This window comes from Gordonibacter pamelaeae (genome assembly GCF_003340385.1).
In the GTDB taxonomy this organism is placed as follows: Bacteria; Actinomycetota; Coriobacteriia; order Coriobacteriales; family Eggerthellaceae; genus Gordonibacter; species Gordonibacter pamelaeae.
Genome location: NZ_PPTS01000001.1, coordinates 110,829 through 135,881, shown reverse-complemented (window position 1 = coordinate 135,881; position 25,053 = coordinate 110,829). Strand labels below are relative to the sequence as shown.

Annotated in this window: 17 protein-coding genes and 1 tRNA gene; 3 read left to right on the top strand and 15 right to left on the bottom strand. The window is 65.9% G+C overall.

All coding sequences use genetic code 11. The features are described from left to right. Positions 1-114 precede the first annotated feature (114 nt). Positions 115-4,782 carry a lectin like domain-containing protein gene (locus C1877_RS00555; protein ID WP_114568080.1) on the top strand — a complete coding sequence of 1,556 codons (4,668 nt, stop codon included), beginning with the start codon at positions 115-117 and terminating at the stop codon, positions 4,780-4,782. A gap of 76 nt (positions 4,783-4,858) precedes the next feature. On the opposite strand, the gene hypD is transcribed toward C1877_RS00555, so the two are convergent. From hypD to C1877_RS00535, 4 genes are read right to left on the bottom strand one after another with little or no spacing between them, the layout of a single operon-like run. Beyond that, entirely contained in the window at positions 4,859-5,965 is a 1,107-nt protein-coding gene (hypD, locus tag C1877_RS00550; protein WP_015539197.1) for a hydrogenase formation protein HypD, read from the bottom strand. Beyond that, positions 5,962-6,219 (bottom strand): HypC/HybG/HupF family hydrogenase formation chaperone, encoded by a 258-nt coding sequence (locus C1877_RS00545; RefSeq protein ID WP_015539198.1) that lies wholly within the window; start codon positions 6,217-6,219, stop codon positions 5,962-5,964. Before C1877_RS00545 ends, hypD begins: the two co-directional genes overlap by 4 nt. Positions 6,220-6,270: 51 nt before the next feature. Continuing rightward, a complete protein-coding gene (hypF, locus tag C1877_RS00540; protein ID WP_114568079.1) occupies positions 6,271-8,850 on the bottom strand; it encodes a carbamoyltransferase HypF in 2,580 nt (859 codons plus the stop codon). A gap of 37 nt (positions 8,851-8,887) precedes the next feature. Further along, positions 8,888-10,594: a glucose-6-phosphate isomerase gene (locus C1877_RS00535; RefSeq protein ID WP_041239147.1), complete on the bottom strand. Its 1,707-nt coding sequence runs from the start codon at positions 10,592-10,594 to the stop codon at positions 8,888-8,890. Positions 10,595-10,858: 264 nt separating this feature from the next. On the opposite strand from C1877_RS00535, the gene ngr reads away from it, so the two are divergent. Next, positions 10,859-11,623, top strand: a complete 765-nt coding sequence (gene ngr / locus C1877_RS00530; RefSeq protein ID WP_114568078.1) for a nigerythrin — start codon at positions 10,859-10,861, stop codon at positions 11,621-11,623. A 263-nt stretch (positions 11,624-11,886) separates the two neighbouring features. On the opposite strand, the gene C1877_RS00525 is transcribed toward ngr, so the two are convergent. The 3 genes from C1877_RS00525 to C1877_RS00515 form a co-directional block, all read right to left on the bottom strand. After that, the gene (locus C1877_RS00525; RefSeq protein ID WP_041240131.1) at positions 11,887-12,600 is read right to left on the bottom strand and encodes a LytR/AlgR family response regulator transcription factor; all 714 of its coding nucleotides are present in this window, start codon (positions 12,598-12,600) and stop codon (positions 11,887-11,889) included. A 243-nt stretch (positions 12,601-12,843) separates the two neighbouring features. Further along, positions 12,844-13,725, bottom strand: a complete 882-nt coding sequence (locus tag C1877_RS00520; protein ID WP_227154820.1) for a tyrosine-protein phosphatase — start codon at positions 13,723-13,725, stop codon at positions 12,844-12,846. 70 nt (positions 13,726-13,795) lie between these two features. After that, entirely contained in the window at positions 13,796-15,223 is a 1,428-nt protein-coding gene (locus tag C1877_RS00515; protein ID WP_015539203.1) for a Sapep family Mn(2+)-dependent dipeptidase, read from the bottom strand. Between the two features lie 221 nt (positions 15,224-15,444). On the opposite strand from C1877_RS00515, the gene C1877_RS00510 reads away from it, so the two are divergent. Next, positions 15,445-15,527: transfer RNA gene (locus C1877_RS00510), tRNA-Leu, on the top strand. A gap of 104 nt (positions 15,528-15,631) precedes the next feature. On the opposite strand, the gene C1877_RS00505 is transcribed toward C1877_RS00510, so the two are convergent. From C1877_RS00505 to C1877_RS00470, 8 genes are all read right to left on the bottom strand, one after another. Continuing rightward, positions 15,632-16,999 (bottom strand): serpin family protein, encoded by a 1,368-nt coding sequence (locus C1877_RS00505; protein ID WP_181813759.1) that lies wholly within the window; start codon positions 16,997-16,999, stop codon positions 15,632-15,634. 233 nt (positions 17,000-17,232) lie between these two features. Then, positions 17,233-17,454, bottom strand: a complete 222-nt coding sequence (locus C1877_RS00500) for a hypothetical protein (protein WP_015539205.1) — start codon at positions 17,452-17,454, stop codon at positions 17,233-17,235. Positions 17,455-17,749: 295 nt separating this feature from the next. Then, positions 17,750-19,303 (bottom strand): catalase, encoded by a 1,554-nt coding sequence (locus C1877_RS00495; protein WP_015539206.1) that lies wholly within the window; start codon positions 19,301-19,303, stop codon positions 17,750-17,752. Positions 19,304-19,795: 492 nt separating this feature from the next. After that, on the bottom strand, positions 19,796-20,734 hold the full coding sequence (locus C1877_RS00490; RefSeq protein ID WP_041239148.1) for a beta/alpha barrel domain-containing protein: 939 nt from the start codon (positions 20,732-20,734) through the stop codon (positions 19,796-19,798). A 295-nt stretch (positions 20,735-21,029) separates the two neighbouring features. Continuing rightward, on the bottom strand, positions 21,030-22,124 hold the full coding sequence (locus tag C1877_RS00485) for a TM2 domain-containing protein (protein ID WP_015539207.1): 1,095 nt from the start codon (positions 22,122-22,124) through the stop codon (positions 21,030-21,032). A gap of 171 nt (positions 22,125-22,295) precedes the next feature. Next, a complete protein-coding gene (locus C1877_RS00480) occupies positions 22,296-23,108 on the bottom strand; it encodes a TVP38/TMEM64 family protein (protein WP_227154819.1) in 813 nt (270 codons plus the stop codon). 8 nt (positions 23,109-23,116) lie between these two features. Further along, the gene (locus C1877_RS00475; RefSeq protein WP_015539208.1) at positions 23,117-24,127 is read right to left on the bottom strand and encodes a PRC-barrel domain-containing protein; all 1,011 of its coding nucleotides are present in this window, start codon (positions 24,125-24,127) and stop codon (positions 23,117-23,119) included. A gap of 163 nt (positions 24,128-24,290) precedes the next feature. Next, the gene (locus C1877_RS00470) at positions 24,291-24,899 is read right to left on the bottom strand and encodes a YtxH domain-containing protein (RefSeq protein WP_015539209.1); all 609 of its coding nucleotides are present in this window, start codon (positions 24,897-24,899) and stop codon (positions 24,291-24,293) included. Between the last annotated feature and the right edge of the window lie 154 nt (positions 24,900-25,053).

Genomic DNA, 25,053 nt, shown 5'->3' with positions numbered 1-25,053 from the left:
GGAGGCGCTTTCTCGGCGCACAGGCCGGCATGTAGGGCATTTCGGCCGAGGCGATGCGCGTACCAGCCGGTCGCACGGTATACTGCACAAGAGGTCCTGCGTCGGGAGGTTGCCATGATCGTGCGTCGTATGCTCGCATTGCTGCTGTCAGCGGCCCTGGTTGGAGGACTGGCGCCCGGCGCAGCCCTTCCGGCCCACGCGACGGAGCCGAACGACGGCGCCGCAGCGCAGAGTGCGGCCATTGAGCTGACGGCCTCCGACGTCAATCCGGACTACCTAGCTTACCTGAACGGGGAAACCGACGTCAAGGCATCGACGCTCGACTTGTCCTACTTGGGCGACACCCTTGCAAGCGGCGTGGCAACTACGTTCGCGAACGACCTCCTTCCCGAATCCTTCGACTTGCGCGAGCGGGGCGTGGTAGGGCCGGTGCTCGACCAGTCCCAAACCCAGAACTGCTGGGCGTTCGCCAACCTGGGAGCCGCCGAGAGCAGCGTGCTGCCCTACTACCCCACCGCTCAGCTCTCTCGCGCGCACCTGGCCTGGTTCACCTACAATGGCAACGAGGAGCAGGAAGTGGAGGGTGCGAAGAGCTACCCCCAACAGGCTTACGACACCGGTGCCTGGGACCAGCAGGCCATCGGCACGCTGGCCGCATGGAAAGGGCCGGTGCTGTCGTCTCGGGTACCGTTCCAGGCAGCGTACGTGGACGAGAGCCTGCGCTACGCCGCCGACTTTCACCTGCAAGATGCCTACTACTTGCCCACGTCGCTCAACGGCATCACCGGCGCCGCCATGAAGCCCAGTATCGACACCGTCAAACGCATCATCCACGACGAGGGCCCCGTCACGGTATCCATCGCCACACACGGCAATCATTGGCACGGCACCGAATTCGTTGAAGGCGTTTCGCGCCAGACCATGTACGCAAGCCAGAAAATCGACATCGACCACGCCGTGCTGATCGTGGGCTGGGACGACACGTTCAGCCGCGCGAACTTCGGCGGACCGGAAACCGAGCTGCCCGAAAACGACGGCGCATGGCTCGTGAAAAACAGCTGGGGCGCGAACTGGGGCGAGAGCGGCTATTTCTGGCTCTCCTACGAGGATCATTCCGCCATCTACGGCGCCACGCTGAAACTGGAATCGAAAGACAATTACACGGGCAACTACCAGTTCGACACCATGGGCTGGCGCACAAGCCTGGCCGTGTCCTCCGGCGCGGGCGCCGAGGATCCCGACGCACCCTCCAGCGGCGAAGGAGCTGCAGCGTACCTGGCCAACGTCTTCACGGCCGCGGGGAACGAGACGCTGGAGGCCGCCTCGTTCTATACCACCGACGAGGGCACGTCGTACGCCATCGACGTCTACCTGAACCCTGCCGAGGGAGACCCCACCTCGGGCACGAAGATGGGCGGCACCCAGACGGGCAGCGAGGCCTACCCCGGTTATCACACGGTGGAACTCGACGCCGACCTGCGCTCCTCTTTGCAGAAAGGCGATACGTTCTCCCTGGTCGTAAAGCTGGAGAATCCTTTCTACAAGAACGTGGTTCCCGCCGAGGCGGTCATCGGGCGCGGCGCTGCGTTCCAACCCGTGTACGTAGGCAAGGACGCCGCCGGAAACGAGGAAGTCAGCTATGTGTCCGCCGACGGAATATCGTGGACGACGCTGGGAAAATCACTGATGGACTCAAAGGGAACATCCGTGTACGCCACGAACGTCTGCCTTAAAGCCCTCACGCGCGAAGCGGGCGGCAGCGGAGCCGTCTGGCCACCCGAAGAACCAGACACATCACAGGTGAACGGCATCACCGTCAGGAGCACGCTGCATGAGACGCAGGGCGAATTTCCCCTTGATCTGCCCGCCTACGAATACCTGGATTTGAGAAGCACGCTTGAGGAGGGCGGCTTGCGCACGAGCTTCGACGTATTCTTGCCTGCCGCCCCATCCTCCGCAGAAGGCTTTTCCTACTCGGTGTCCGTCCTGCCCACCTCGAACCAGAAGGTGGCGATGTCGTTTGACGGCGGAGCGCCCGAGCCGCTGGAAAACGGTCGGTTCGGGCGGGAAGTGGCCCTGGACGATGTTGTCTCAAGAACGCATACCATAACGTTGACCAGCAACGATCCAGCTGGATTGAAAGGTTCAACCACCTACGAGCTGCGCCTGTGCTTATCCGGCCTCACCTTCGACAACACAACGGAGACCGTGGGCTTCGATGACGCGCGCCTGAGCGTGCAGGCACCCGACGGCACCTGGCTCTCCAACGGCGACCGTGTGTCGGCCTGGTCGGTGGTCGACGGACTGCAACCACACCACCTAAGCGTGTTCGACCGCAACGACCCAGACGGCGAACCACGGTACCGCGTGCCCGTTCCCACCCGCGAGCCCGACCCTACCCCCGGGGCGATAACGATAGATTTCACACGCGAGACGCCCAACATCAATACAAGCAGCAAATCCCTCAAGGCCTCGTACCAGGCAGACATGAGCGATTCGTTCCCCTTATTCGAGGACACCCCCTTGGAACCGGGGCGCAGGCTGTATTTCAGAAGCGGCGGCCTGTCGGGCCGGTTCGACTCGACGGGCATCTCTTACCTCGACGTGCCCGCACGACCGGCAGCGCCCACCGAGGTCGCCGTGCGCGAGGCTACGTCGACCTCAATAACGCTCGCCTTCCAACCCGATGGACAGCAGCTCGAGTACCGCCTGGCCGACGGTAGCTCGCAGCACGACGGCTGGCAGAGCTCGTGCTTGTTCAGAGACCTGCAGCCGGAAACCGATTACCTGTTCCAAGTGCGCAAGGCCGCCGTGATGCCCGGAGGAGCCGGCCAAGGCGGCTTGGGTTCCGACGGCGGAGATGCGAAGAACGCGGAGAGGACGGACGACGGAAGGGTCGATGCCGCCGCGCTGCAGGAGGGGGCCTTCGCATCGGAGGCCGTGGAGATGAGCGCACGAACGGCTGAGGCGCTGCCGAGCAGCTTCGACCTGCGCATGACCGGCGCACTCGCCCCCCTGCGTGATCAGGGCGTATACAGCACATGCTGGGCTTTCGCCGCCTTGGCATCGCTGGAATCGAACCGCATCGCTCAGGGGAACGCGGACAGCTCGATCGACCTTTCGGAGGCATCGCTCGCGATGCTCACCTACCAGCACCGCGCGCTTGGCGAGGGAGACCCCTCTGCGCTGGACCGGTATGCCGTTTCCACGAAGGACGAGGGCTTGGGAGCACGGGGGCTGCTGACGGGCGGCACGTGGAGCCATGCGGTGAGCACGCTTGCGCGCTGGCAGGGCGCGGCCGACGAGGGGGCTTGCCCCTACCTGCCGCCCAGCGAGCCGGGCGACTACGAGGAGGCCGCTGCCGCCATGGATGCGGCGGCGGGCACGACCGTAGGCAGCGATGCCGTGCGACTCGACCAGGCAATCGAACTGCCCAGCCCCTTTGCGACCGGAAGCGGCGGAACAGGGCCCGCCGGCGGCGAGATAAACGAGCCGGCGAGCAGCTACGCGGGCGACGCCTCCTCCGGCGCCGGCGTCGCCATCGACCTGCTGGCCTGCGAGAAGATCAAAGAGGCTCTGCGCCAGTACGGAGCCCTCGACTTCGGCATGCACGAGCCGTTCGAGGGAGACGGCTACTGGGCCGATGCCGACGTTGAGCAGGGTATCTGGAAGCACCATTGGTTCTACGACGCCGACACGGCAAACTACACGGTGAATCACTCCCTGTCGCTTGTGGGCTGGGACGACGCCTATCCCAAGGAAAACTTCGCCATCGTTGTCGACGGCGTCGAGCACACACCCGCAAACAACGGCGCCTGGATCCTGCGCAACAACCGCGGGGAGGGTTTCGGCGACGGCGGCTACCTGTACGTTCCCTACGAGGAGCGTGCCATCCGCGCCCCGGTGGCCCTAGCAGCCGAAAGCGGGCGCGACAACACGTTCGACTACGCCAAGAACTACCAGTACGACTCGCTGCACGCCGTGGGCCTGCAGGCTTCGTGGGGAGATGCCGCCAAAGCCGCCAACGTGTTCACCTCATCGGGCGACGAGCGGCTGGAAGGCGTAGGTGTCTGGGTCACGTCGCCTGCCGTGCGCGTGACCATCGACGTGTACACCGGCCTTGCCGACCCGACGGACCCCGAGAGCGGCACGCAGGTCACAGCCGCCCACACGGAGCTCGACGCGCTGAACGCCGGTTACCTCACGCCCGCGCTGGCAAACGCGGTCGACCTCAAAAAGGGGCAGGCGTTCGCCGTCGTCGTGACCGAGACGCAACTCTACGACCAGCAGGGATGGGCCCTTATGTCGTCCACCATACCGCTCGAAGGCGCACGCCAGGTGGGCGAGAACCCCGACGGGACGCCCCGTTACGACAGCGTTCCGCACGTTGATGCCGGCCAAAGCTTCGTGTTCGAGCACGGTGTCTGGAGCGACGTGGCCGCCGTAGCCGACGACCTTGCCGCGCGCACCGGCAGCCCCGTGGGCAACGTTGCCGTGAAGGCGTTCACCAATCCTGCTGGCACGCCTGTCGAACCAGACGGCCCCCCTTCGCCCGCGGGCCCGGACACCGAGGACAGCGGCAATGGAGGCAGCGACGAAGCGAGAGCCCTCGTGCGAACCGGCGATACCGCAGTGCCGGCAGCAATCGGAGCGCTTGCCCTCGCCGTCCTCGCCGCGTGCGCAGCCCTCGCAGCGACGGCGAAGCGGGAGGTTACCTCGTCCGGGAGTCTGCTCTCACGGCGCGCTTCTCGGCGCACCTGCCGACTCCGGCCACGCGAATAAGCTTATTGGAGACACTGCAGCCGGGTCGGTTAGGCGGTCGGGCCGACGCCTCCCACGCGCCCGCGAAGCCGAACCCCTAGTAATACCGGTAGTACGCGGCGCAGCTGCCCTCGCTCGACACCATGCAGGGGCCCACGGGATTCTCGGGCGTGCAGATGCGACGGAAGAGCGGGCACTCGCTGGGGGCCATGATGCCGCGCAGCACGTCGCCGCAGCGGCAGCCTTTCGGGTCCTGCGTGGGCTCCACCTGCGGGTTGAAGCGGCGGACGGCGTCGAACTGCGCGAACTCCTCGCGGATGCGGTAGCCCGAGCCGGGGATCTCGCCCAGGCCGCGCCAAAGCGCCGTGCAGGTTTCGAACACCTCGTCGATGGCGGCCATCGCCACGGGGTTGCCCTGGGGCATGACGCCGCGCGCGTAGGCGATCTCTATCTCGGCGCGTCCCTCGTGCAGCTGGCGCATGATCATGGCGATGCCCTGCAGCACGTCCACCGGCTCGAAGCCCGTGATGACGCCGGGGATTCCGTACTTCTCGGCCAGGAATTTGTAGGGCTCCGCGCCGATGATGGTGCTCACGTGGCCGGGCAGGATGAGCGCGTCCAGCTTGAGCTGCGGGTCGTTGATGATGGCCTCCAGCGCGCCGGGCATGTTCTTGTGGGCGCCGAACACGCTGAAGTTCTTCAAGCCCGCCGCGGCCGCACGCTTGATGGCCATGGCCACGAGCGGCGTGGTGGTCTCGAATCCCACGCCCACGAACACGATCTCGCGGTCGGGATGCTGCTCGGCCAGGCGCAGCGCGTCGAGCGGCGAGTACACGATCTGCACGCTGCGGCCGGCGGCCTGCTCCTTGAGCAGGCTCGACGTGGAGCCGGGCACGCGCGTCATGTCGCCGAACGTGGCGATGGTGACGTTGTCGGTGCGCGCGAGGGCGATGACGGTGTCGATGTCGCGGTTCGACGTGACGCACACCGGGCAGCCGGGGCCGGACGCGAGGCGCGTGCCCTCGGGCATGAGGTTGCGGATGCCGTTGCGCGCGATGGCCATGGTGTGCGTGCCGCACACCTCCATGAGCGTGGCGCCGCCTGCGGGCGCGAGCTTCTGGATGGAATCGACCAGGCCGCGTGCGAGCTTAGGGTCCTTAAACGCCGCGAGCTCGGCCTCCAGCGCGGCGGGGTCGACGGTCATCGGGTGCCCCCTTCGACGTCGGGGATGTCCTCGCCGGCAAGCTCCGGGAACTGCTTGATGAGGTCGATGGTCTCCTGGGCGTAGTCGGCGTCCACCACCTCGATGGCGAAGCCGGCGTGCACGAGCACGAAGTCGCCCGCGCCGGCTTGCGGCGTAAGGTCGACGGCGATGTCGCGCGTGACGCCCAGGATGTCGACCGTAGCCAGGTTGCCGTCTTTGAGCTCGGTGATCTTCGCGGGTATGGCCAAGCACATAGGTTCATGCCTTCTTTCAGGTTGCGGCGCAAGTCCGCGGCGGATCGCGCCTTACGCACCGCCCTCGGCGGCGCCCTCTTCGTTCGAGGCCCATGCTACCACAGCTTGGCCGAACGAGATGCAGCCGTCGTTGGGCGGCAGATCGCGGTTGACGGCCACCGTGAAGCCGACGCGCTCAAGCGCCGCCAGCGCATGCTCCACCAGGTAGCGGTTCATGAACACGCCGCCCGACAGCGCCACCGTCTCGATGCCGTACACGCTGCGCGCCAGCTCGGCCGCCGTGACGACAGCCTGCACGAACGCGTCGTGGAAGCGTCGCGCGATGACGGGCACGGGCACGCCGGCCACCTTGTCGTCGAGCAGCGCCTGGAACGTGGGCGCCGCATCGAACAGCACGACCGAGGTGTCCTGCGCCGTGCTTTCCGCCGTGGCGGTGTTCTTGACGACGGCGATGGCGTAGCGGTCGGCGGCCTCCGCGTCCGCCTCGTCGCCGGCAGCGGCCTCGCCCATCGCGGCCTCCAGCAGAATGGCAGGCTCGCCCTCGTACAGCGGGTTGGTGCAGACGCCCAGAAGGGCGCTGGCCGCGTCGAACAGGCGGCCGACGGACGAGGTCATGGGCGTGTTCAGGCCGCGGTCGATCATCTGCTCGCACACGTCCGCCTGCTCGCCCAAGGCCGCGAGAGCGTCGGCCGCGCCCGGATGCTCCAGCAGGTCGAACGCCCACAGCGCGCCGTAGGCCATGCGCAGCGGGTGCTTGACCGCAGCCGCACCGCCCGGCAGGGGCACGTAGGCGAAGTTCGCGAACCGCTCGAACGCGCGCTGGTTGGAGAGCAGCACCTCGCCTCCCCAGATGGCGCCGTCGACCCCGTAGCCCGTGCCGTCGAACGCGATGCCGCACACAGGGCCGGGCAGGCCATGCTCGCCCATCACCGACACGATGTGGGCATGGTGGTGCTGCACCTCCGAGAGCGGCAGGCCGTGCACGCGGCTCTGATCGTGGGCCCATTTCGACGTGAGGTACTCGGGATGCAGGTCGCAGGCCAGGCGGCCGGGCTCGATCTCGAACAACGCCTCGTAACGGTCCTTCGCCTGGAGCCACGCGTCGTAGGTCTCCGCGTTCTCCATGTCGCCGATGTGCTGCGACACGAACGCCTCGGCGTCGCGCGTGAGCGTGAACGTGTTCTTCTGCTCGGGGCCCACGGCGAGGATCGCCCGAGGACGAACGAATGTTTCACGTGAAACTTCTTCGGCGGCGGGCGCGGGCAGCGACAGAGGAATCGGAAGAGGCGCGAACCCGCGAGCGCGGCGGAGGAACTGAAGCGCCTCTCCCGCGCTGCCGGCATTGATAACGCGCACCACCGAGTCGTCGTAGCGGGCGCAGATGGCGCGATCGTGGCCGAGAAACGCGTCGGCCACCGAGAACAGCTTCTCGTAAGCATCCTCGTCGTCGATGACGATGGGCTCGTCGTGGATGTTGCCGGACGTCATGACGAGCAGGGGAATGTGACAATATCCCCGTCCCATTGTCACACCGGCACGTCCCATTGTCACACCGGCGAAGTCGTGGAGCAGGAGGTGCTGGAGGGGGGTGTAGGGCAGCATGACGCCCAGTTCGGGCAGGCGGTCGGCCAACCCCGGCGCAAAGGCGGCGTCCGGGCGCTTCTTCAGCAGCACGATGGGGCGCTGCGAGCCCTCGAGCGCGGCGGCCTCGGCGTCGCTCACCTCGCAGACGCGGCGCACGTCGTCCGTCGTGGCGGCCATCACCGCGAACGCCTTGCCCTCGCGGCGCTTGCGGGCGCGCAGGAGCGCCACGGCATCGGCGTTGTTCGCGTCGCACACCAGGTGGAAGCCGCCGAGGCCCTTAACGGCCAGGATCTTCCCCGCGCACAGCAGCTCCACGGCGCGTGCGAGGATGGCATCGCTCTCCGCGCGCGTGCTGCCCCAGGTCATCTGACCGAGCGGCGCGGCGATGGCATCGGCGGCGCGCAATGTTTCACGTGAAACATCTGTTTGTGTTTCCGGGTTCGCACCCAGCGCGCCGGGCAGACCCTCGTGCTCGCGCCAGCTCACGTGCGGGCCGCACTCGAAGCACGCGTCGGGCTGCGCGTGGAAGCGGCGGTCGAGCGGGTCGCCGTACTCGCGGGCGCAGCGCTCGCACATGGGGAAGTCCTTCATGGAGGTGCTCTTGCGGTCGTAGGGCAGCTTCTCGATGATGGTGAACCGCGGCCCGCAGTTCGTGCAGTTGATGAACGGGTAGCGGTAGCGGCGGTCGTTGGGGTTGAACAGCTCGCGCGCGCAGTCGTCGCAGGTGGCCAGGTCGGGCGACACGAGCGTGGTCTTCTCCACGGCGCCGGCGTCCGAGAAGCGGATCTCGAAGGAGTCGAAGTCCTCCAGCGGGACCTCCTTGAGCGCCACCTCCTCGACGCGCGAGGCCGCCGGCGGGTTCTCCGACAGCTCGATGACGAACTCGTCGAGCAGCTTGGCCTCGCCCTCGGCATGGATGAACACGCCGTCGGTCGCGTTGAGCACCCAGCCGTTTATCAGGTACTTCTTCGCCAATCGATAGACGAAGGGGCGGAATCCCACCCCTTGCACTATGCCTTTCACCTGTATGTCGAGCGCTTCGATCATAATGCGCCTTCCCAATAGCTTTGCGGTCGGAACCTACCTAGTCCAACGTCGCGAGTATCCCCGTGATAACCTCGGACAGGGCGCGCAGCGTCACGCCGGAGTTGTCGGGGAGGTGCAGATGCACGCAACGGCGGCCGCGGTCGGCAAGCGTCAGCAGGTCGCCGGAGGCCTGCGCCTTCGCCAGCGTTCCCAGGCTCTCGGCCTCCTCCGACAGCGGGATGTCCTTCAGCTCGTCGGCCGACAAGATGAGGAACACGCCGTTGTTCTGGCCGCCCTTCTGCAGCTGGCCCGTGGAGTGCAGGTAGCGCGGCCCCACTTCCAGGCACGACACCGTGTGCCGGCTGGCCGCCACGCCATGGCGGATGAGCTCGAGCGCCTCGCGCCGCCCCTCGCCCGTGAACGGCAGAAACGCGTTGAGCGCGAAGTAGTCGCCCGGCTGGATGCTGGTCAGAAGTGCGCGAAGGGCGCCCTGCACATCGGTGCAGTCCTTGAAGCACGGGGCCAGGCGCACCTCCACCTCGCCCATGTGCACGTCGCCGATGTAATCCTGCACGAAGTCGGGCGCCGGCTGGCCCTCCTTCAAGATATCCAGCACCACGGCCTTCGCGGAGGCCACGTCGGGCTGGTCGAACGGGCACACGCGCATGAGGTAGCCGCACATGGCCACGGCGTACTCCCACATGACGAAGTGCTCGGCCAGCTCCTCCACCGAGTCGATCTTGAAGTTCGCGCGCGGGATGGTGGGGTCGATGTAGGACAGGCTCATCTCGAAGTTCTTGCGCTCGTCCCACAGGTCGGTCTTCGTCTGGTACATGATGACGCTGCGGTCGCCCGGATCGTTCGTGAGCAGCAGCGAGTCTATCTCGATGTTCGGCAGGATGCCCTGGCCGTCCTTGCCCAGGCTCTCGGCCACCAGCTGCTCTATCCACAGGCCCAGCACGCGACCGCGCTTCGGCGTGAGGAACGAGAACTTGTTGCGTCCCTGCAGGTAGTTGTCGTACAGGAACGCTGCCAGGCCGATGGCCGGGTTGTCGATGGCGTCCTCGCTGCAGCGCTGCTCGGCCTCCACGGCGTGCTCCAGCAGCTCCTCCAGGTCGATGCCCACGAGCGCGGCGGGCAGCAGGCCGAACACGGACAGCGCCGAGAAGCGGCCGCCCACGGAGGGCTCGCCGGGCAGCACGGCCGCCCAACCCTCCTCGCGGGCCTGGCGTTCCAGGTCCGAGCCGGGATCGGTGATGGCCACCAGGTGCTGTACCAGCTCCTCCTCGGGCAGGGCGTCGCCCACCGCGTCGCGCACGGCGCGCAGGGCGAGGCGCGGCTCGATGGTGCCGCCGCTCTTCGAGGATATCACGAACAGCGTGGTCTCGGGCTTCGCCTCGGCCAGGATGGCGCGCACGCGCACGGGCGAGTCGGAGTCGAGCGTCTTGAACACGATGCGCGACGAATCGGGCTTGTTGTACTTCGTGATGGTCATGGGCGCCTGCGTGGAGCCGCCCTGCCCGATGAGCACGACCGTCTTGAGGCCCTGCTCGATGATGGAATCGGCGAACGCCTGGATGTCGGCGAGCGAGTACGGCGGGTTGCTGGCAAGGTCCGTCCATCCCATGTACCGTTCGGCACAGGCCTGGGCCTGTTCGGAGAAATCGTAGAGGGTCGCGTCCTTCGCGTGGACGCGGCTGGCAACGCATTCCTTCACGAGCGTCTTCGCGGAGGGATACAGCTTTTCCATATCACCCGAAATCATGAAACCTTCTTTCAGCGGAGTTCCGCTCATTCTAGCAAACGGCGGCGAGAAGTGCCCGCGCCCACCTCGGCTTGTGACGGAGTTGTGTACGTGAGACCGCCCAGCGGCTCCTTCCCGAAAGTCCACCAATTCGATTATATTTCTTATTGATTTTTATTATTTATTGATATAAAGTATCAATTATTAGATGAGCGCAGACGAGAGCAGCGTTCATGCGGATCGGGCGGTGCAGAAAGCGCCGCCGCTGGAACAGGAGGGGTTTCCATGTCCGATATCTCCCGGCGAAGCTTCATGAGGAACGCGGCTATCGGGGCCGCAACCGTCGGCACGCTCGGCCTGATGGCCGGATGCGCGCCCAAGCAGGAGGAGCCCGCGCCGCAGGCGAACGCCGACGCTCCCGCCGACGGCGCCACTGCGTACGTGCTCGACCCGAAGACCATGCCCGACGCGACCACGGCCAGCAACTTCAACGTGGTTGAGGAAAGCGCCACCGCCGTGGGAACCACGCTCGTAAACCTGAAGACGGCCATCGAGGGCGAGACGGGCGCCACCACGAAGTACGCCGCGTGGGCGAAGGTCGCCGAGAAGGCGGGCTACGACCATATCGCGCGCCTGTTCACCTGCACGTCGGACGCCGAGAAGATCCACATCGAGCTGGAGTACAAGCTGGTGCAGAAGCTGGACCCGGGCTATGAGAAGCCCGAGCCGCCCGAGGTTCCCGAGCACACGGTGGACCTCAACCTCATCGCCGGCGCGAACGGCGAGATCTACGAGACGTCGGACATGTACCCCTCGTTCATCAAGGTGGCGCAGGAGGAGCAGAACAACGAGGCCGTGCAGGTGTTCACCCGCGCGAAGCTGGCCGAGGCATACCATGCCGAGCGCTACCTGGATGCGTACAACACCATCGACACGCCCACGGACGACAAATACTACCTTTGCCCCATCTGCGGTTATATCCACAAGGGCGAGAACTTTACCGCCTGCCCCATCTGCCTGGCGCCCAAGGCTTCTTTCAAGGAATACTAGGCTTACGCGACCCGCCCTTAACGGGGTCTCTCCCATGAAGGGCCCGGATGCGCCCGCCGCATCCGGGCCCTCCCCCTTCCCTCAAGCGAACGAATGTTTTACGTGAAACATTCGGACCAGGAGCACACGAGAGCGAAAATCGGGGAAAGGAAAGCATCGCGCAACGAAAAAACGATCCGCCTGACCAAAACCAGACGGATCGTTTTTTCGTTTCTTTGGAAATGGGAGGGCGTGGAACGCAGGCGGCGATCCCGTTTCTCGCCCTACAGCCCCAGGGCCTTCTTCAGGGCGGACACGCGGCGGCGGGACACGGGGATCTTCTCGTCCACGGCGTTCAGCGTGAGCAGCAGGGTGCCGCCGGACACCGATTCTATCTCCTCCACCATGGACAGGTTCACCAGGTAGCCGCGGTGTACGCGGAAGAACCCGTGGCCGTCCAGGCGCTTCTCCAGCTGGGCCAGGCTCACCGTGGAGAAGTAGCGGTCCGTGTCGGTCTGCAGGTAGGCATAGTCGTCGCGCGCCATGACGAAGCGGATCTTGTCGATGCCGATGAGGATCTTCTTCCCGCCCTTCTCGACGGGGATGCGTTCGGACTTCTGGGCGGCCACGTGCAGCGACACGTGCTCGCGCACGCGGGAGATAGCCTGCGAAAGGCGCTCCGTCTCCACCGGCTTCACCAGGTAGTCGATGGCGCTCACCTTGAACGCGTCGAGCGCGAACTCGCTGTACGCCGTCACGAACACCACGGCAGGCGGGAACTTGAGGTGCTGCAGGGCCTCGGCCAGCTGCAGGCCCGTGGCCTCGGGCATGTTCACGTCCAGGAACATGACGTCGACCGGATATTCCTTCAGCTTCTCGATAGCCTCGCGCACGCTGGCAGCCTCGGCGACCACTTCGGTCTGCCCCAACTCGTCCAGCAGGAACTTCAGTTCAGAGCGCGCAGGAGCCTCATCATCGACGATCATGGCCTTCAACACGTGAACCTCCTCGCTTCCGAACCCCGACATACAGTAGCCTCTTTCGGCCATTATAAATCAAGGGAGCCGGAAACTGCGGAGAAGCCCGAATATACGAATTAACTCGACGGTTTCAAGCGGCGAACGTCATGCGGAACGAGAGGCGGCTCGGCGCGTGGCGGTGCGGGGCCGTGGCGGAAACCCGGCGGCAGAGCGCATCGGCTTCCGCAGGCGCGCGGGCCCGAGGCGCCGCCGCACGCGCCCCTACCCCCTCGGGTCGGCTGTCAGATAGCGGGCGCGCAGGGCGTCGCGCTTCTCGTCGGTGATGCCCAGCGCCTTCTCCACATAGGCGTCCAACCCGCCGAACTCCCGGTCGATGGCGTCGAGCGCCGCCTGCAGGAAGCGCGGATCGGCCGCGTTGATGACCTGGATGCTCTTGTCCAGCTTGCCGGCCAGATGGTAGGTTGCCAGCGCGTCCATGATGTCCTCGGTGCGCGACGCCACGTAGCGGTTCGTAGCCTCGTAGTCACGCAGGATGTCCTCGTGCGAGGCGCCCAGCACGTGCAAAAGCAGCATGGCCGCCAGACCCGCGCGGTCCTTGCCGATGGTGCAGTGCCACAGCACCGCGCCATCCGGGGTGTCCAGCACGTCGTCGAAGAAGGAGGCGAAGCCGCGCTGGCTGGCCTCGTCCAGCACCATGCGCTCGTAGATGTCCATCATGATCTGGGCCGGATCGTCCTGCACGGCGCGCAGCATCTTGAGCGCGCCCTTGATGCCGCCCTCGCGCGTCACGCCGAGGGTGGACGTGTTCAGCACCGGCGCGTCATCGAAGCGCACGCCCTCCAGGCCGTCCTCGGGGTCGGGCTTCTCGCGGCGCTCCTCCTCCGTGCGCAGGTCGATGACCGTGCGCACGTCGAAGTCGTCCAGCAGCACCTCCAGGTCGCGCTCCGTGGCGCCGGCGAGCGCGCCCGAGCGCAGCAGGCGCGCATGCTTGACGTAGCGGCCGTCCGCGGCGCGGATGCCGCCGATGTCGCGCGTGTTCGGCAGGCCCTCCAGCTCGATATGGCCGTCGGACTCCTTCTCGAGCCCCTCCGCGTCGGCAATGCCGAGCGAGGGGGAGAAATCATCGGGCACGGTGTCGACCATGGCGATGCTCCTTCCAAAGACGGAAGCGCCCCGCGCGCCGAACCGGCGGCGGGGCGCTCGCGCAGGGTTTCTATTTCAGGTCGAGCTGCATGAGCTTGTCCAACGTGAGCGCGTAGATTTTGAACGACTGCCGGAGCAGGTCCTCGCTCACGCCCTCGTCGGGGCCGTGCATCGTGCCCACCCAGTCCGGGTTCTTCTCCCACGGCTTCTCGGGGCCGAAGCTCGCGCCGCTCTTGAACTCGCGCGCATAAGTGCCGCCGCCCATAGTGAAGGGCTTGGCGTCCTCGCCCGTGGCCTCGTTGTAGGCGTTGAGCAGCGCTTGGATCACGGGGCTGTCCGGCTTCACCAGGAACGGCTCCATGAGCAGGGTGTTCTCGAACGAGCCGCCGATCTCCTCGGCCAGCTGGCGCAGGCGCTCGGTGATCTCGTCCGCCGTGATGGACGTGGGGAAGCGGCTGTCCACCGTCTGCACGAAACGGTCGTCCTTGAGGGCGATGGTGCCGCCGATGACGGTGAGGGGGCCGAAGTACTCGTCGGAGCTCTTGATGCCCACGCCGCTGCCGTCCGTGTGGTTGAGCAGCTTCTGGTCCAACTCGAGGAACGCGCGCTCGTCGGCGCCGCACAAGCCGTTCTCCAGCAGGTAGTCCACGATGAGGCCGATGGCGTTGATGCCGTCGTCGGGCAGCGAGGCGTGCGCACCCTTGCCGGTGGCCTCGAGCCGCGCGCGGCCGGGGCCGGCCTCGGTCACGACGATACGGTCGGTGCTCTTCAGCTCGTGGGCGTCGGCGTTCACGATAGCGTGGGCCAGGCCCGGCACCGCGTTCGTGGCCGCGCCGCCCTCGAACTCCACGATGACGCGCGCGCACGGCTCGATGGGCTTGCTCATGAGCATGCCGTCGTAGCCGCCCTTCTCGCCGTAGCACACGGGGAACTCCGCGTCGGGCGTGAACAGGAAGGCCGGATCATCGTAGTGCAGGTGGTAGTAGGCCACGTCGGCCATGCCGGATTCCTCGTTCGCGCCGAACAGGAAGCGCACGGTGTAGGGGAACTGCGGGGCCTCGCCTTGGTCCTGCAGGTCCTTCCAGAACTTCATGGCGTGCAGCGCCATGACGCTGGGACCCTTGTCGTCCAGCGTACCGCGGCCGATGAGGTAGCCGTCCTTGCGCGTAACCTCGTAGGGCTCGAAGGTCCAGCCGGGACCGGCCGGCACCACGTCCATGTGGCCGATGATGCCCAGCTGCGTGTCCGAGGCGCCGGGGAAGTCGGCGAAGCCGATGTAGCCCTCGGCATCGTGGGTTGTAAAGCCCATGCCGCCCGCCAGCTCGAGCGCCGCAGCGAGCGCCTTCTTGGGGCCGGGGCCGAACGGGGCACCGTCGGCCTTCTTGTCGTCTTCCTGGAAGCTGGGGATGCGCACGAGCGTGGCGATGTCGTCCACCATGGCGTCCCAGTTCTTCTCAAGGTAGGCGTCTATCTTCTTGGTTAGTTCCGTTTGGTCCATTGCGTGTCCGCCTCTCGATCCGAGGATGCGTTTGCAGGCCGCAGCGGCGCTTGCGCCGTCCGGCAACGTTCCCTCCATTATGCGCCAAGCAGCATCGGTGCGCCAGATCGTCATGCATATGTTGACCGTAGCGGCGCTGCGAGTGCAGGGAGCGCTGGCGCACAATTCGCGCCAGTTTGCCCTCGACGGCCCCCGGGGCTTCCGGTATACTTTCACGGTGCGCCCGAGTGGCGGAATGGCAGACGCGGCGGTCTCAAAAACCGTTGTCCTAGACGTGCGGGTTCAAATCCCGCCTCGGGCACCACTTCGCACCCAACGGCCCCCGTCAGGGGGCCGTTCTTGTTGCCGGCAGCGCGAATCCGCTCGCCGGCCTTGGCCGATCGTGTCGCGAATGCGAGCCCGCGCGCTTTACGCGGCTTCATCGGGCTGGGTGCACACCCCGATGAACAGCGGGATGCCCTGGCGCGTGCGGATCTCGTACAGGAACGGCCGGTTCAGGTTGAGCTCCAGCTCCCCTATCACCGAAGGGTCGGGCAATGCCGACATCTCCATGATGTCCACCTTCGTGTAGGCGCTCGCCTCCACGCCGTTCTCGTCCAAACCGATGTGGCTTTCCTGCGCCACGCTCGACACGTAGGCGGGAGTGCGAGAGAGGTTGGAGAAGTCTGCCCGGTCGCCGAACGCCGCCGTGATGCCCAGACGCTCGAGCGCGGGGATCAGGCCGTAGGAGCTGTCGAAGCCGAACTTCGGCACGCGGTAGGTGACGAACGCCTCGCCGGTGGTCTCGCCCGCGAACGCCTCCTCGAGCAGGGCCCCGTCGGCCAATAGGTCCTGCACGCCCTTGCCCTCGGCGGGCAGCACGAACGTCATCTCGCTGCCATCCATGAACCCGAGGCTCGCGCGCGTGTAGGTTTCGGTCTGGCGGATCTCCTGCGGACGGTCGAGTCGCTGCGCCATGAAGGCCGCCTGCATGGCGCCGCCCTCGGCCGCGAACATGCCAGGCTCGGTGGCCTCCGCGTCGAAGGCCTTCGCCCATTCGCTCTTGAAGTACACGGTGTCTATCAGCGAGAGCAGCTGGCCCTCCTGGCTTTCAAACGTGGGGTTCAGCGTGCCCTCGGTATTGTCGGCGATCCACTGCGCCATGGCCTTGTCGGCCGTGTCGGTGCCGAAGTCCGCCAGGAACAACGAAGCGTAGAACTGGTCGCGCATGGCATCGACGAACGGCTGCTCGAACTGCGCATCGGGGCGCATCCACACGGAGTTGGCCAGCCTGACATCGGACTGGGGGTCGGTGGCCAGCAGGCGCATCAGATTGCCGCACTGCACCGCCGTGGCCGCCGCGTCGGCGGAGCCCAGCGCCCCCGCGATCTCGTCGCGCGTCTCGCCGGCAGCGCCCATCTGCACCATAGCGAGCGCCAGGTACAGGCTGACCGGCGAGAAGTTGCCGTTGGCCTGCGGCTCCTCGCCGAGCACCGCGGCGGCGCTGCGGTAGGAGAATGCGGAGAGGCCGTCTGCGAACGACCCGTCCAGCGCGTTCGCGCCCAAGAGCTCGTCCTGCGCCTCGTAGTCGTCGGCGGCTGGCTTCGCGGGGAGCTCGGCGCGCGCGACGGTGGTCACTCCCTCGTAGGAGTCCGACCCCGAAGGTTGCGGCGCGTCCCCCGTCTGGGTGCAGGCAGTCAGCGCCAAGGCGGCCGCCAGCGCGAGCACCGTCGCAAACATGGCCTTGCGCAGGGACTTCGCCTTCGCGTTCGCCTGCATGCCCGTCTTGGCCAACACGCCTAACTCGACCTGTATGCCTGCGCGCGCCTGGGCGTTTGCCTCCGCCTGCGCTTGTGCACTTGCCTCACGTATGCTTGCCTTCGCCTGCATGCGCGCCGCACGCACGCTCGGTTCTATCTGCGTGTCTCTTTTTCTCCGCATGCTCCCCGCCTTCCCCAACGGCGCAGCGCGCCGATCGCGTTCGTTCCTTCGCAGGGTAACACGATCCAACGCGCCCGATTGTCGGGAAGCTAGAACAGGAAGGCGAGGAACGTCGCGATGCCGCCGGTCACCACCATGATCACCCACACGATGAGCCAGAACAGGCAGCCGAACCACGCGAACAGCTTGCCGCCCTCGCTCCAGCCCCAACCGTCCTTGCCCATGAACCACGCGGCCAGCACGCCGAACAGCCCGCCGAACAAGCCCACGCAGAAGTACCCGAACTTGGCCAAACCCGATATCTCGCGCATGACGGCTCCTTTCGCTTGACGAAAGGACTATCATACGCCGAACTGCCTACCGCGTTACGCGCATTCCCCAACCGTGTCGAACCCGCTCACAACCCGACTACCGCTTGAAAGAAGAAAACGTCACTATCGATCGTCACTGCAATTACTCACTTCTCACTGCAAATCGTCACTGATATTTTCAGTGACGATTTGCAGTGACGCGAGTGATGCTTTCAGTGACGACACGCGAGCGGGGCCCGCCGAACACGACGGGCCCCGCTCGATGCCTCGAAGGAGGGCTGCCCCTTCGGACGATTTACGCGCGAATCACGCCGCCCTTCTTCCGGGTGGGAACCTGCTGGCCGGTGGCGGCCATACGCTCCTCGTGCGTCATCTGTGCCAGCTCGTGCACGCGGACGGCGTCAACGCCCAGCGCCTCGGCCAGGCGGTCGCCGTACTCGGGGTCGGCCTTGTAGCAGTGCGCGGCGTGACGCAGGCGGATGTTCTCGGTCACGCCCTCCATGTTGCGCGCGGTGTTGCCGATGAGCGCGGCGCGCTGCGGCTCTTCCATCAGGCGATAGAGGTCGCCCGGCTGGTAGAACGTGTCGTCGGTGGGGTCGTCGGCCGGATCCCACGCGTCCATCGGGCCGAACAGGTCCAGCGGCGGCTCGGCCGCGTCGGCCTGCTGCTGCCACTGCCCGTAGCTGTTGGGCTCGTAGCCGATGGCGCCGCCGAAGTTGCCGTCGGTGCGCATGGCGCCGTCGCGATGGAACTCGGCGTAGGGGCAGCGCGGACGATTCACCGGGATGTGGTTGTGGTTGACGCCCAGGCGGTAGCGCTGCGCGTCGCCGTAGGCGAACAGGCGACCCTGCAGCAGCTTGTCGGGCGACAGGCCGATGCCCGGCACGAGGTGCGTCGGTGCGAACGCAGCCTGCTCCACCTCGGCGAAGTAGTTCTCGGGGTTGCGGTTCAGTTCCAGCGTGCCCACCTCGATGAGCGGGAACTCCTTCTGGCTCCACGTCTTCGTGATGTCGAACGGGTTCTCCTTGTAGTTTTTCGCCGTGGCCTCGTCCATCACCTGGATGCAGAAGCGCCAGCTGGGGAACTCGCCGCGCTCGATGGCGCCGAACAGGTCGCGCTGATGGCTCTCACGGTCGCCCGCGATGATCTGGGCGGCCTCGTCGTCGGTGAGGTTCTTGATGCCCTGGTTGGTCTTGAGGTGGAACTTCACCCACACGCGCTCGCTCTGCTCGTTGATCAGGCTGTACGTGTGGCTGCCGAAACCGTGCATGTGACGGTAGCTGGCCGGGATGCCGCGGTCGGACATGACGATGGTCACCTGGTGCAGCGCCTCGGGCAGGCTGGACCAGAAGTCCCAGTTGCTCTGGGCCGAGTGCATGTTGGTTTTCGGATCGCGCTTCACCACGTGGTTGAGGTCGATGAACTTCTTCGGGTCGCGCAGGAAGAACACCGGCGTGTTGTTTCCCACGAGGTCCCAGTTGCCCTCCGGCGTATAGAACTTCATGGCGAAGCCGCGGATGTCGCGCTCGGCATCGGCCGCGCCGCGCTCGCCGGCGACCGTGGAGAAGCGGACGAACACCTCGGTCTCGGCGCCGGGCTGGAAGACGGCGGCCTTCGTGTACTGGCTGATGTCGCCGGTCACCTTGAACGTGCCGTACGCGCCCGAGCCTTTCGCGTGCATGCGTCGCTCGGGGATGACCTCGCGGTCGAAGTGCGCAAGCTTCTCGATCATCCAGTTGTCCTGGAGCATCATCGGGCCGCGCTCGCCCGCTGTGAGCGTGTGGTTGTTATCGGCAACGGGCGAGCCGTTCTCGCTGTAAAGCTTGGTGGTGTCGAATTCGCTGGCCATGGTGTGACCCCTTCCTGATGGGTGCCCGGACGGGCTTCCTCACGTAATCGCTTTCCGCGATCATAGCACCCGAGAAGTTCACCTTGCTATACTAATTGATATTAATTCTCAATTAGTCCATAGTTTCATTACTTGCAATAAATTTTTCATTCCGCAAGAAAGGAGGGAGAAGAGAGTGAGCGAAGGCGCGAAAAAGCAGTGAAGCGAAGGAGCGACGCACCGATGCAATGTGGCGTCGCAGCGCTGCAGTGATGACAAGGGGGCGATGTGGCGACGGGGGTGCCGGGACATCGACGGGAAAAGGTTGCCCTCCGTGTTTCACGTGAAACAGATCCTATAAGCTGGGATGATGTGGTGTTCGTTTGAAAGACACGCCGAAGATTAGGACGCTAAGGAGCATCGAGTGAACCTAGCTTCGATGATACGCCTCGGAAAAAGAAGCGGGCGCCGAGGCGTCCGCTTCAAGGGTACCGCTGTTGCGTGCAGGTCGTCCTACAGCGAGAAATCCTTCTCGCCGTTGAAGACGGCCAGGGCGTCGGCGACGGAGTAGTCGGCCAGCGTGATGGCGCTGATGGCCTTCGTCAGGCGCACGGCCTCGTCCAGCGAGCGCTGGTGGATGTTGCGGCCGGTGGCGTTGCCCACGGCGCCGCCCGTGTGGATCTGGTCGTAGAGCTGCGTGAGGAACGTCTCGGCATCCACCGTGGAGCCGCCGGCACACACGAGGCCCGTGCGGCCGGACGCCATCGTGGCCACCTTGAGGGCCTCGGCCGGAGCCGTGCCGTCCTCGGGCTTCGGCGGGTTCACCTTCACGAAGTCGGCGCCGAGGCACAGGGCCACGCCCGCCGCACCCGCGATGAGCGCCGGGTCCTTCTCGGCCTTGACGGCCTTGCCGCGCGGGTAGATCCACAGCACGACCAGCAGGCCGTTGGCGTGGGCCTGGGCGATGAGCTCGCCGGCCTCGGCCATCATGGTGGACTCGTACTCGCTGCCCAGGTAGATGGTGTAGCCGATGCCCACCACGTTCACGCCGGCCTCGCGCATGGCCAGCACGGCGTCCAGGTCGTAGAGCTGCGGCGAGTAGGGGTCGTCCTGGCTGCCCGGCACGATGTTGGTCTTGGAGTTCATCTTCACGAGGTAGTTGATCTCGGGATAGTCGGCCGCGTACTGCGCGATGAGGCCGCGCTGGCCCGCAAGCACGCCGCACACGCCCTGGCGGCCGATCTCGAAGAGGTGCTCCGGCTTGGCGTCGGCGATGTCGATGCCCTCGCCGTAGAAGTCCTTGTTGAGGTGCTCGATCTTCTGGTCGCACGCGAACAGCATGAGGCGGCCCGTGCCGCGCGTGGCCTTCAGGTAGTTCGCGATGTACTCGTCGCGGGACTCCGGCATGACGTCGGCCGGCACCCTCACCTGGTCACGAGTAATTTGGGGCATGATTTCCTCCTTATAGGATCTCAGTCGCAAGGCAACGCTGCCTTAATCGATGAAGTTATTCTAGCCAATGGACGGAACCGCCCGCGTTGCTCCACCGAAAAACCCGGGAACTATCAGGTGAGCGGGCGTTTGGCAGTTGGACGATGGGACGCCCTGCGGGCGCCCTTTCGCGCAGGAGACATGAAAGCCATCTCCCCGGTTGGCGTTGTAAGTCAGCGAGGCCGCCCGAGCGGGGACGAACGGGGACAAGAGAACCGTCCCCCTGTCTCACCCGAGCGGCCGCAGCGTCGGAACCTTAAAACCACTCGCGCTTGTTGACCACGTACGTCTGCTCGAACTCGGACTGGGACTTCGTCAGGTAGAGGATGCCCTCGATGACGCCGATGACCCACATGACACCGCCTGCCAGGCCGAACGTGAACAAGCTGCCCAGGATGGTGACGGCCAGCATGATGAAGCCGGCGGTGTTGTAGCCCAGGTAGAACTTGTGGATGCCCAGCGCGCCCAAGAAGATGGCGAGCAGGCCGGCGGCCACGTGGTCCTTCGTCGCGATGACAGGCTGCTGGTACGGCTGCTGGTAGTACGGTTGCTGGTAGCCATAGTACGGCTGCTGCGGCGGCACGGCTCCGGGGCCCGCATGGGGCGTCTGGCCGTAGGGCGCGGCATAGCCACCGTACGGCTGCTGGGGTTGCGGCGGCTGCTGGGGCTGCTGATAAGAACCCTGACCGGGAGCGGGAGGCACGGGGCCAGGTGCAGCAGAGACGGCGGGCGGCACGTACGGCGCGTCATAGGATGCGCCCGCGGGTGGCGTCGGCTGCGAGCCGAACGTCGGGTCCGTGGCGGGAGCCGTCGTGTAGGGCACCCAGTCGGGCGTCGGCTCGCCCTGAACCGGGATGGCTGCCGTGTCAGCCGGGGAAGCCGCCGCGGGCTCGGACGCATCGCCAGCTGCGGGCGCACCGTCGTTCGCGGACCCGGGCTCGTCGTCGGTCAAAGACCCGGTTTCGTCGCTGGCCACAGGCTCGTCTGTCTCGCCGGCTTCGCACGCGGGCGCGTCGCCAGGCTCGGCCGCATCGTCCGCATCCGCCTCGTCGGCCGCAAGATCACCCTGCGAGCCATCGTCAGCAGAAACCGCCTCGGCCTCGAAGATGACGGCCTCTACCTCGGCCGTGTCCTCGTCCACGACGACGGCGGCCACGCCGAAAGCCTCGACGGGCTCCCCGTCGCCGACGACATCAGACGACGCTGCGCCGGGCTCGACGGCAGGGTGCTCGCCCTTGAGCTCGGAAAGGCGCGCGCGGGCGGCCTTGAGCGTTTCCTGTGCAGCGCGGAGCTCGGCTTCAGCAGCGGCGACCTCGTCCGATGCGCTACTGTTCTGTTCGTTGAGGTTCATAGCATGCCTCTCTTATCGTGTGGTTCTTGAGGTAATAGCGCCATGGTATCCGGCCGTACGGTCCTGACGGCAAACCGTCACCGTGTCGTTGCCCGCTGTATACCATCGTTAAGGTTTCCGTTGCCGTATGTTTCGAAACGCGCGCCCTATCTCGCACGGCGGGCAACATCCCTACTTGTCGCGGTGCGACCGCATCTCCAGGAACTTCATGATGCGCTTCTGGAACACGATGCCCAGCACCGCGATGACCGCGGCCACGGCGAACAGGATGGCGCTCTCCGCAAAGCGCCCGTCGATGAGCCCATCGGCCGCATACGTCGACACGAGGATGCCGGGGATGCGCCCGATGTTCGACAGCAGCAAGAACGTGCGCATGTTCATGTCCGTGAGGGGCACCAGGTAGGTGAACGTATCCTTCGGCAACCCGGGGATAAGGAACAGGATGAACACCACGATGTTCAGCTTCCCCGTCTTCTCGAAGGCGCGGAACTTGTCCAGGTACTTCGTGGGCACCATGCTCTGCACGAAGGGCGCGCCCAGCTTGTGCACGAGCGCGAAGATGAACGCGCTGGAAACGACGCAGCCCAGCAGGATGATGAGCGCGCCCAGCCACGGACCGTACAGCATGCCGGCTGCTATCTGCACGACCTCGCCCGGGATGAACGCCACCACGATCTGCAGGAACTGGAGCCCCAGCAAGATAAGGAAGCCCACCGGCCCCGCGCCGCGCACGTCGGCGATGACGCGGTCGATGCCGCCCGGCTCGAAGATATCGGCTACATACGGCCAGATGAGCAGGCAGATAAGCACCATGATGGCGAAGAACGCGATCAGGCCGACGAACTTGAAGATGTCGCCCTTCTCCATCTTGTGGCCGTGCACGACCGTCTCCTGCTGCGCCTTCTCGTGCAGCTCGTGCGTGCGCCGGGCCGCCTTCTGCTTCAGCTTGCCGGTATCGAATTCATGCGATGGTTTCTGCGTCAATGGTATGCCTAATCGTCGTGGCGCGCTTTATCGTACTCTTCTTTGAATGCGGAGAACATGTTCTTCTTGGGCGCCGGCTTCTTGGCGGCCTGCTTCTTCGCCGCGCCTTGTTTCGCCGCGCCCTGCTTGGCGGGAGCCTTCTTGGCCTGCGCGGTGGGCGCAGGCAGCTCCTCCGCCTTGGGTTCGGCCGCCTTTTCCAGGGCTTTTTCCTGAGAGGGCTTCGGACCGCGCGCCTTGTCGTATTCCTCCTTGAAGCCGGAGAACATGCCCTTCGTGGCGGCGATCTGCTTGCCCGTGGCGTAGGCTCCCTTGTTCACCACCTCGCCGGTCTTCTTGGCGGCGGCACTGGCGACCGGCTTCGCCTTGTCGACGGCGGTGTGGGCCTTGTCCACCACCACGGCCGTGGCCTCGCCGGCCTTCTCGGCCAAACCGCCCTCTACGGCAATGTCGCGCGCCTCTTCGGCCACGAGGATGGCGCCGAGCACCACCTCCTCGGACTCCTCGCCCTCCGCGCCCGTTTGGGCGAGGGCCGCGCCCATGCCGCGCCTGAAGCCCTTCACAAGGTTGGCGGGGATCTCGCGCTTGCCCAAAAGCGCGTTGGCCGTCGCGCCGCTGTCGGTAGTGACGGAGTCGACGACGCCCGTCTTGCGGTCGAACGTCACGGAACCCACCACGCCGAGCGCGTCCCCGTCCTCGGTCATGACGGGCAGCCCCACCCACAGCACGCAGGCATCCCAATCCACGCCGAGCGCCTTGCAGGCGGCACGGTTGGTGGCGGCAGGGTCGTTGCTCACCACAATGCGGCCGTCCTCGATCTCGTAGCCGCTCACGGCCACGAACAGGTCTTTGCGGCGGAACATCCACAGCAGGTCGGGGCGCTTCACCACGAAGCCCACGACGCGCTTCTCCTTGGGGTGGAACACGAAACGACGCACCTTGCCGATGCGCTTCGTGCCCTTCTTCCCACCGATGACGCGCACCCCGGTGAGCTCGTCGGTCGTGGTAAGTTTGTTGGCCATGTTCGATCTTCCCCCCAGCGCGCAGCGGCGGAACGGCGCGGCTCTCTCAGGCCGCGTCGGCCGATGTCTTCCTGCGCGCCGATGACGCGAAGGGGGCATGCGGAAGCCGGACGGTCATCTCCGTCCGGCTTGGCGCGGTGCACCCTTCATCCGTGCAGGCTACTTAGTTCTCTTTGCTCTCGGCAGGGCCCTTGTCAACCGGGACCTCCGTGTCGCCGGCGATCTTGCCGGCGGCCGACTCGGCGGCGTTCGTCGCGGTATCGGCGGCTTCCTTGGCCTTGTCGGCCACGTTGTCCACGGCCTCGTGCGCGTTGTCGGCGGCCACGGGGATCTTGTCGCTCACGGCATCGTGCGCCTGCTCGGCGTTCTTGGCCACCTGGGCCGCGATGCGCTGGCGAGCGGCCTCGATCTTCTCGCGCAGGTCGTCGTTCTTCTCGGAGAACACCGGCTTGATGTTGTCGGCAGCCTCCTGCACGCGCGCGCTGGCAGCGCCGTAGAGCTCCTGGCCCTTGCTCTGGGCGTCCTGGACGGCCTGCTGGCCCTTGGCGGCCACGTCGTGCACGACCTCCTGGCCCTTGGACGTGGCGTCCTGGTACACCTGCTGCGCCTTGTCAGACGCCTGCGCGCCCAGCTCCTGGGCCTCGCCCCACGCCGCGTTCATCTTGTCGGTGACCATGGCGCGCGTCTCATAACCCGAGCGGGGAGCGTACAGCAGTGCGACGGCGGCGCCGACCAAACCGCCGATGAGGAAGGTTCCTACCTTGTTGCCCATATCTGCCTCCTAAAGGAATGTCCTGGACGTTTGTCGATCAGCCCATTATAGGGGCACCCGCCAACCGCCAGTAGGGAAAACACGAGCGCTCTATGATTCAGTTGCCGTTTCGTTGCCGATCGAGAAGGTGCCCATCCTGTTGGGACGGCCTTTC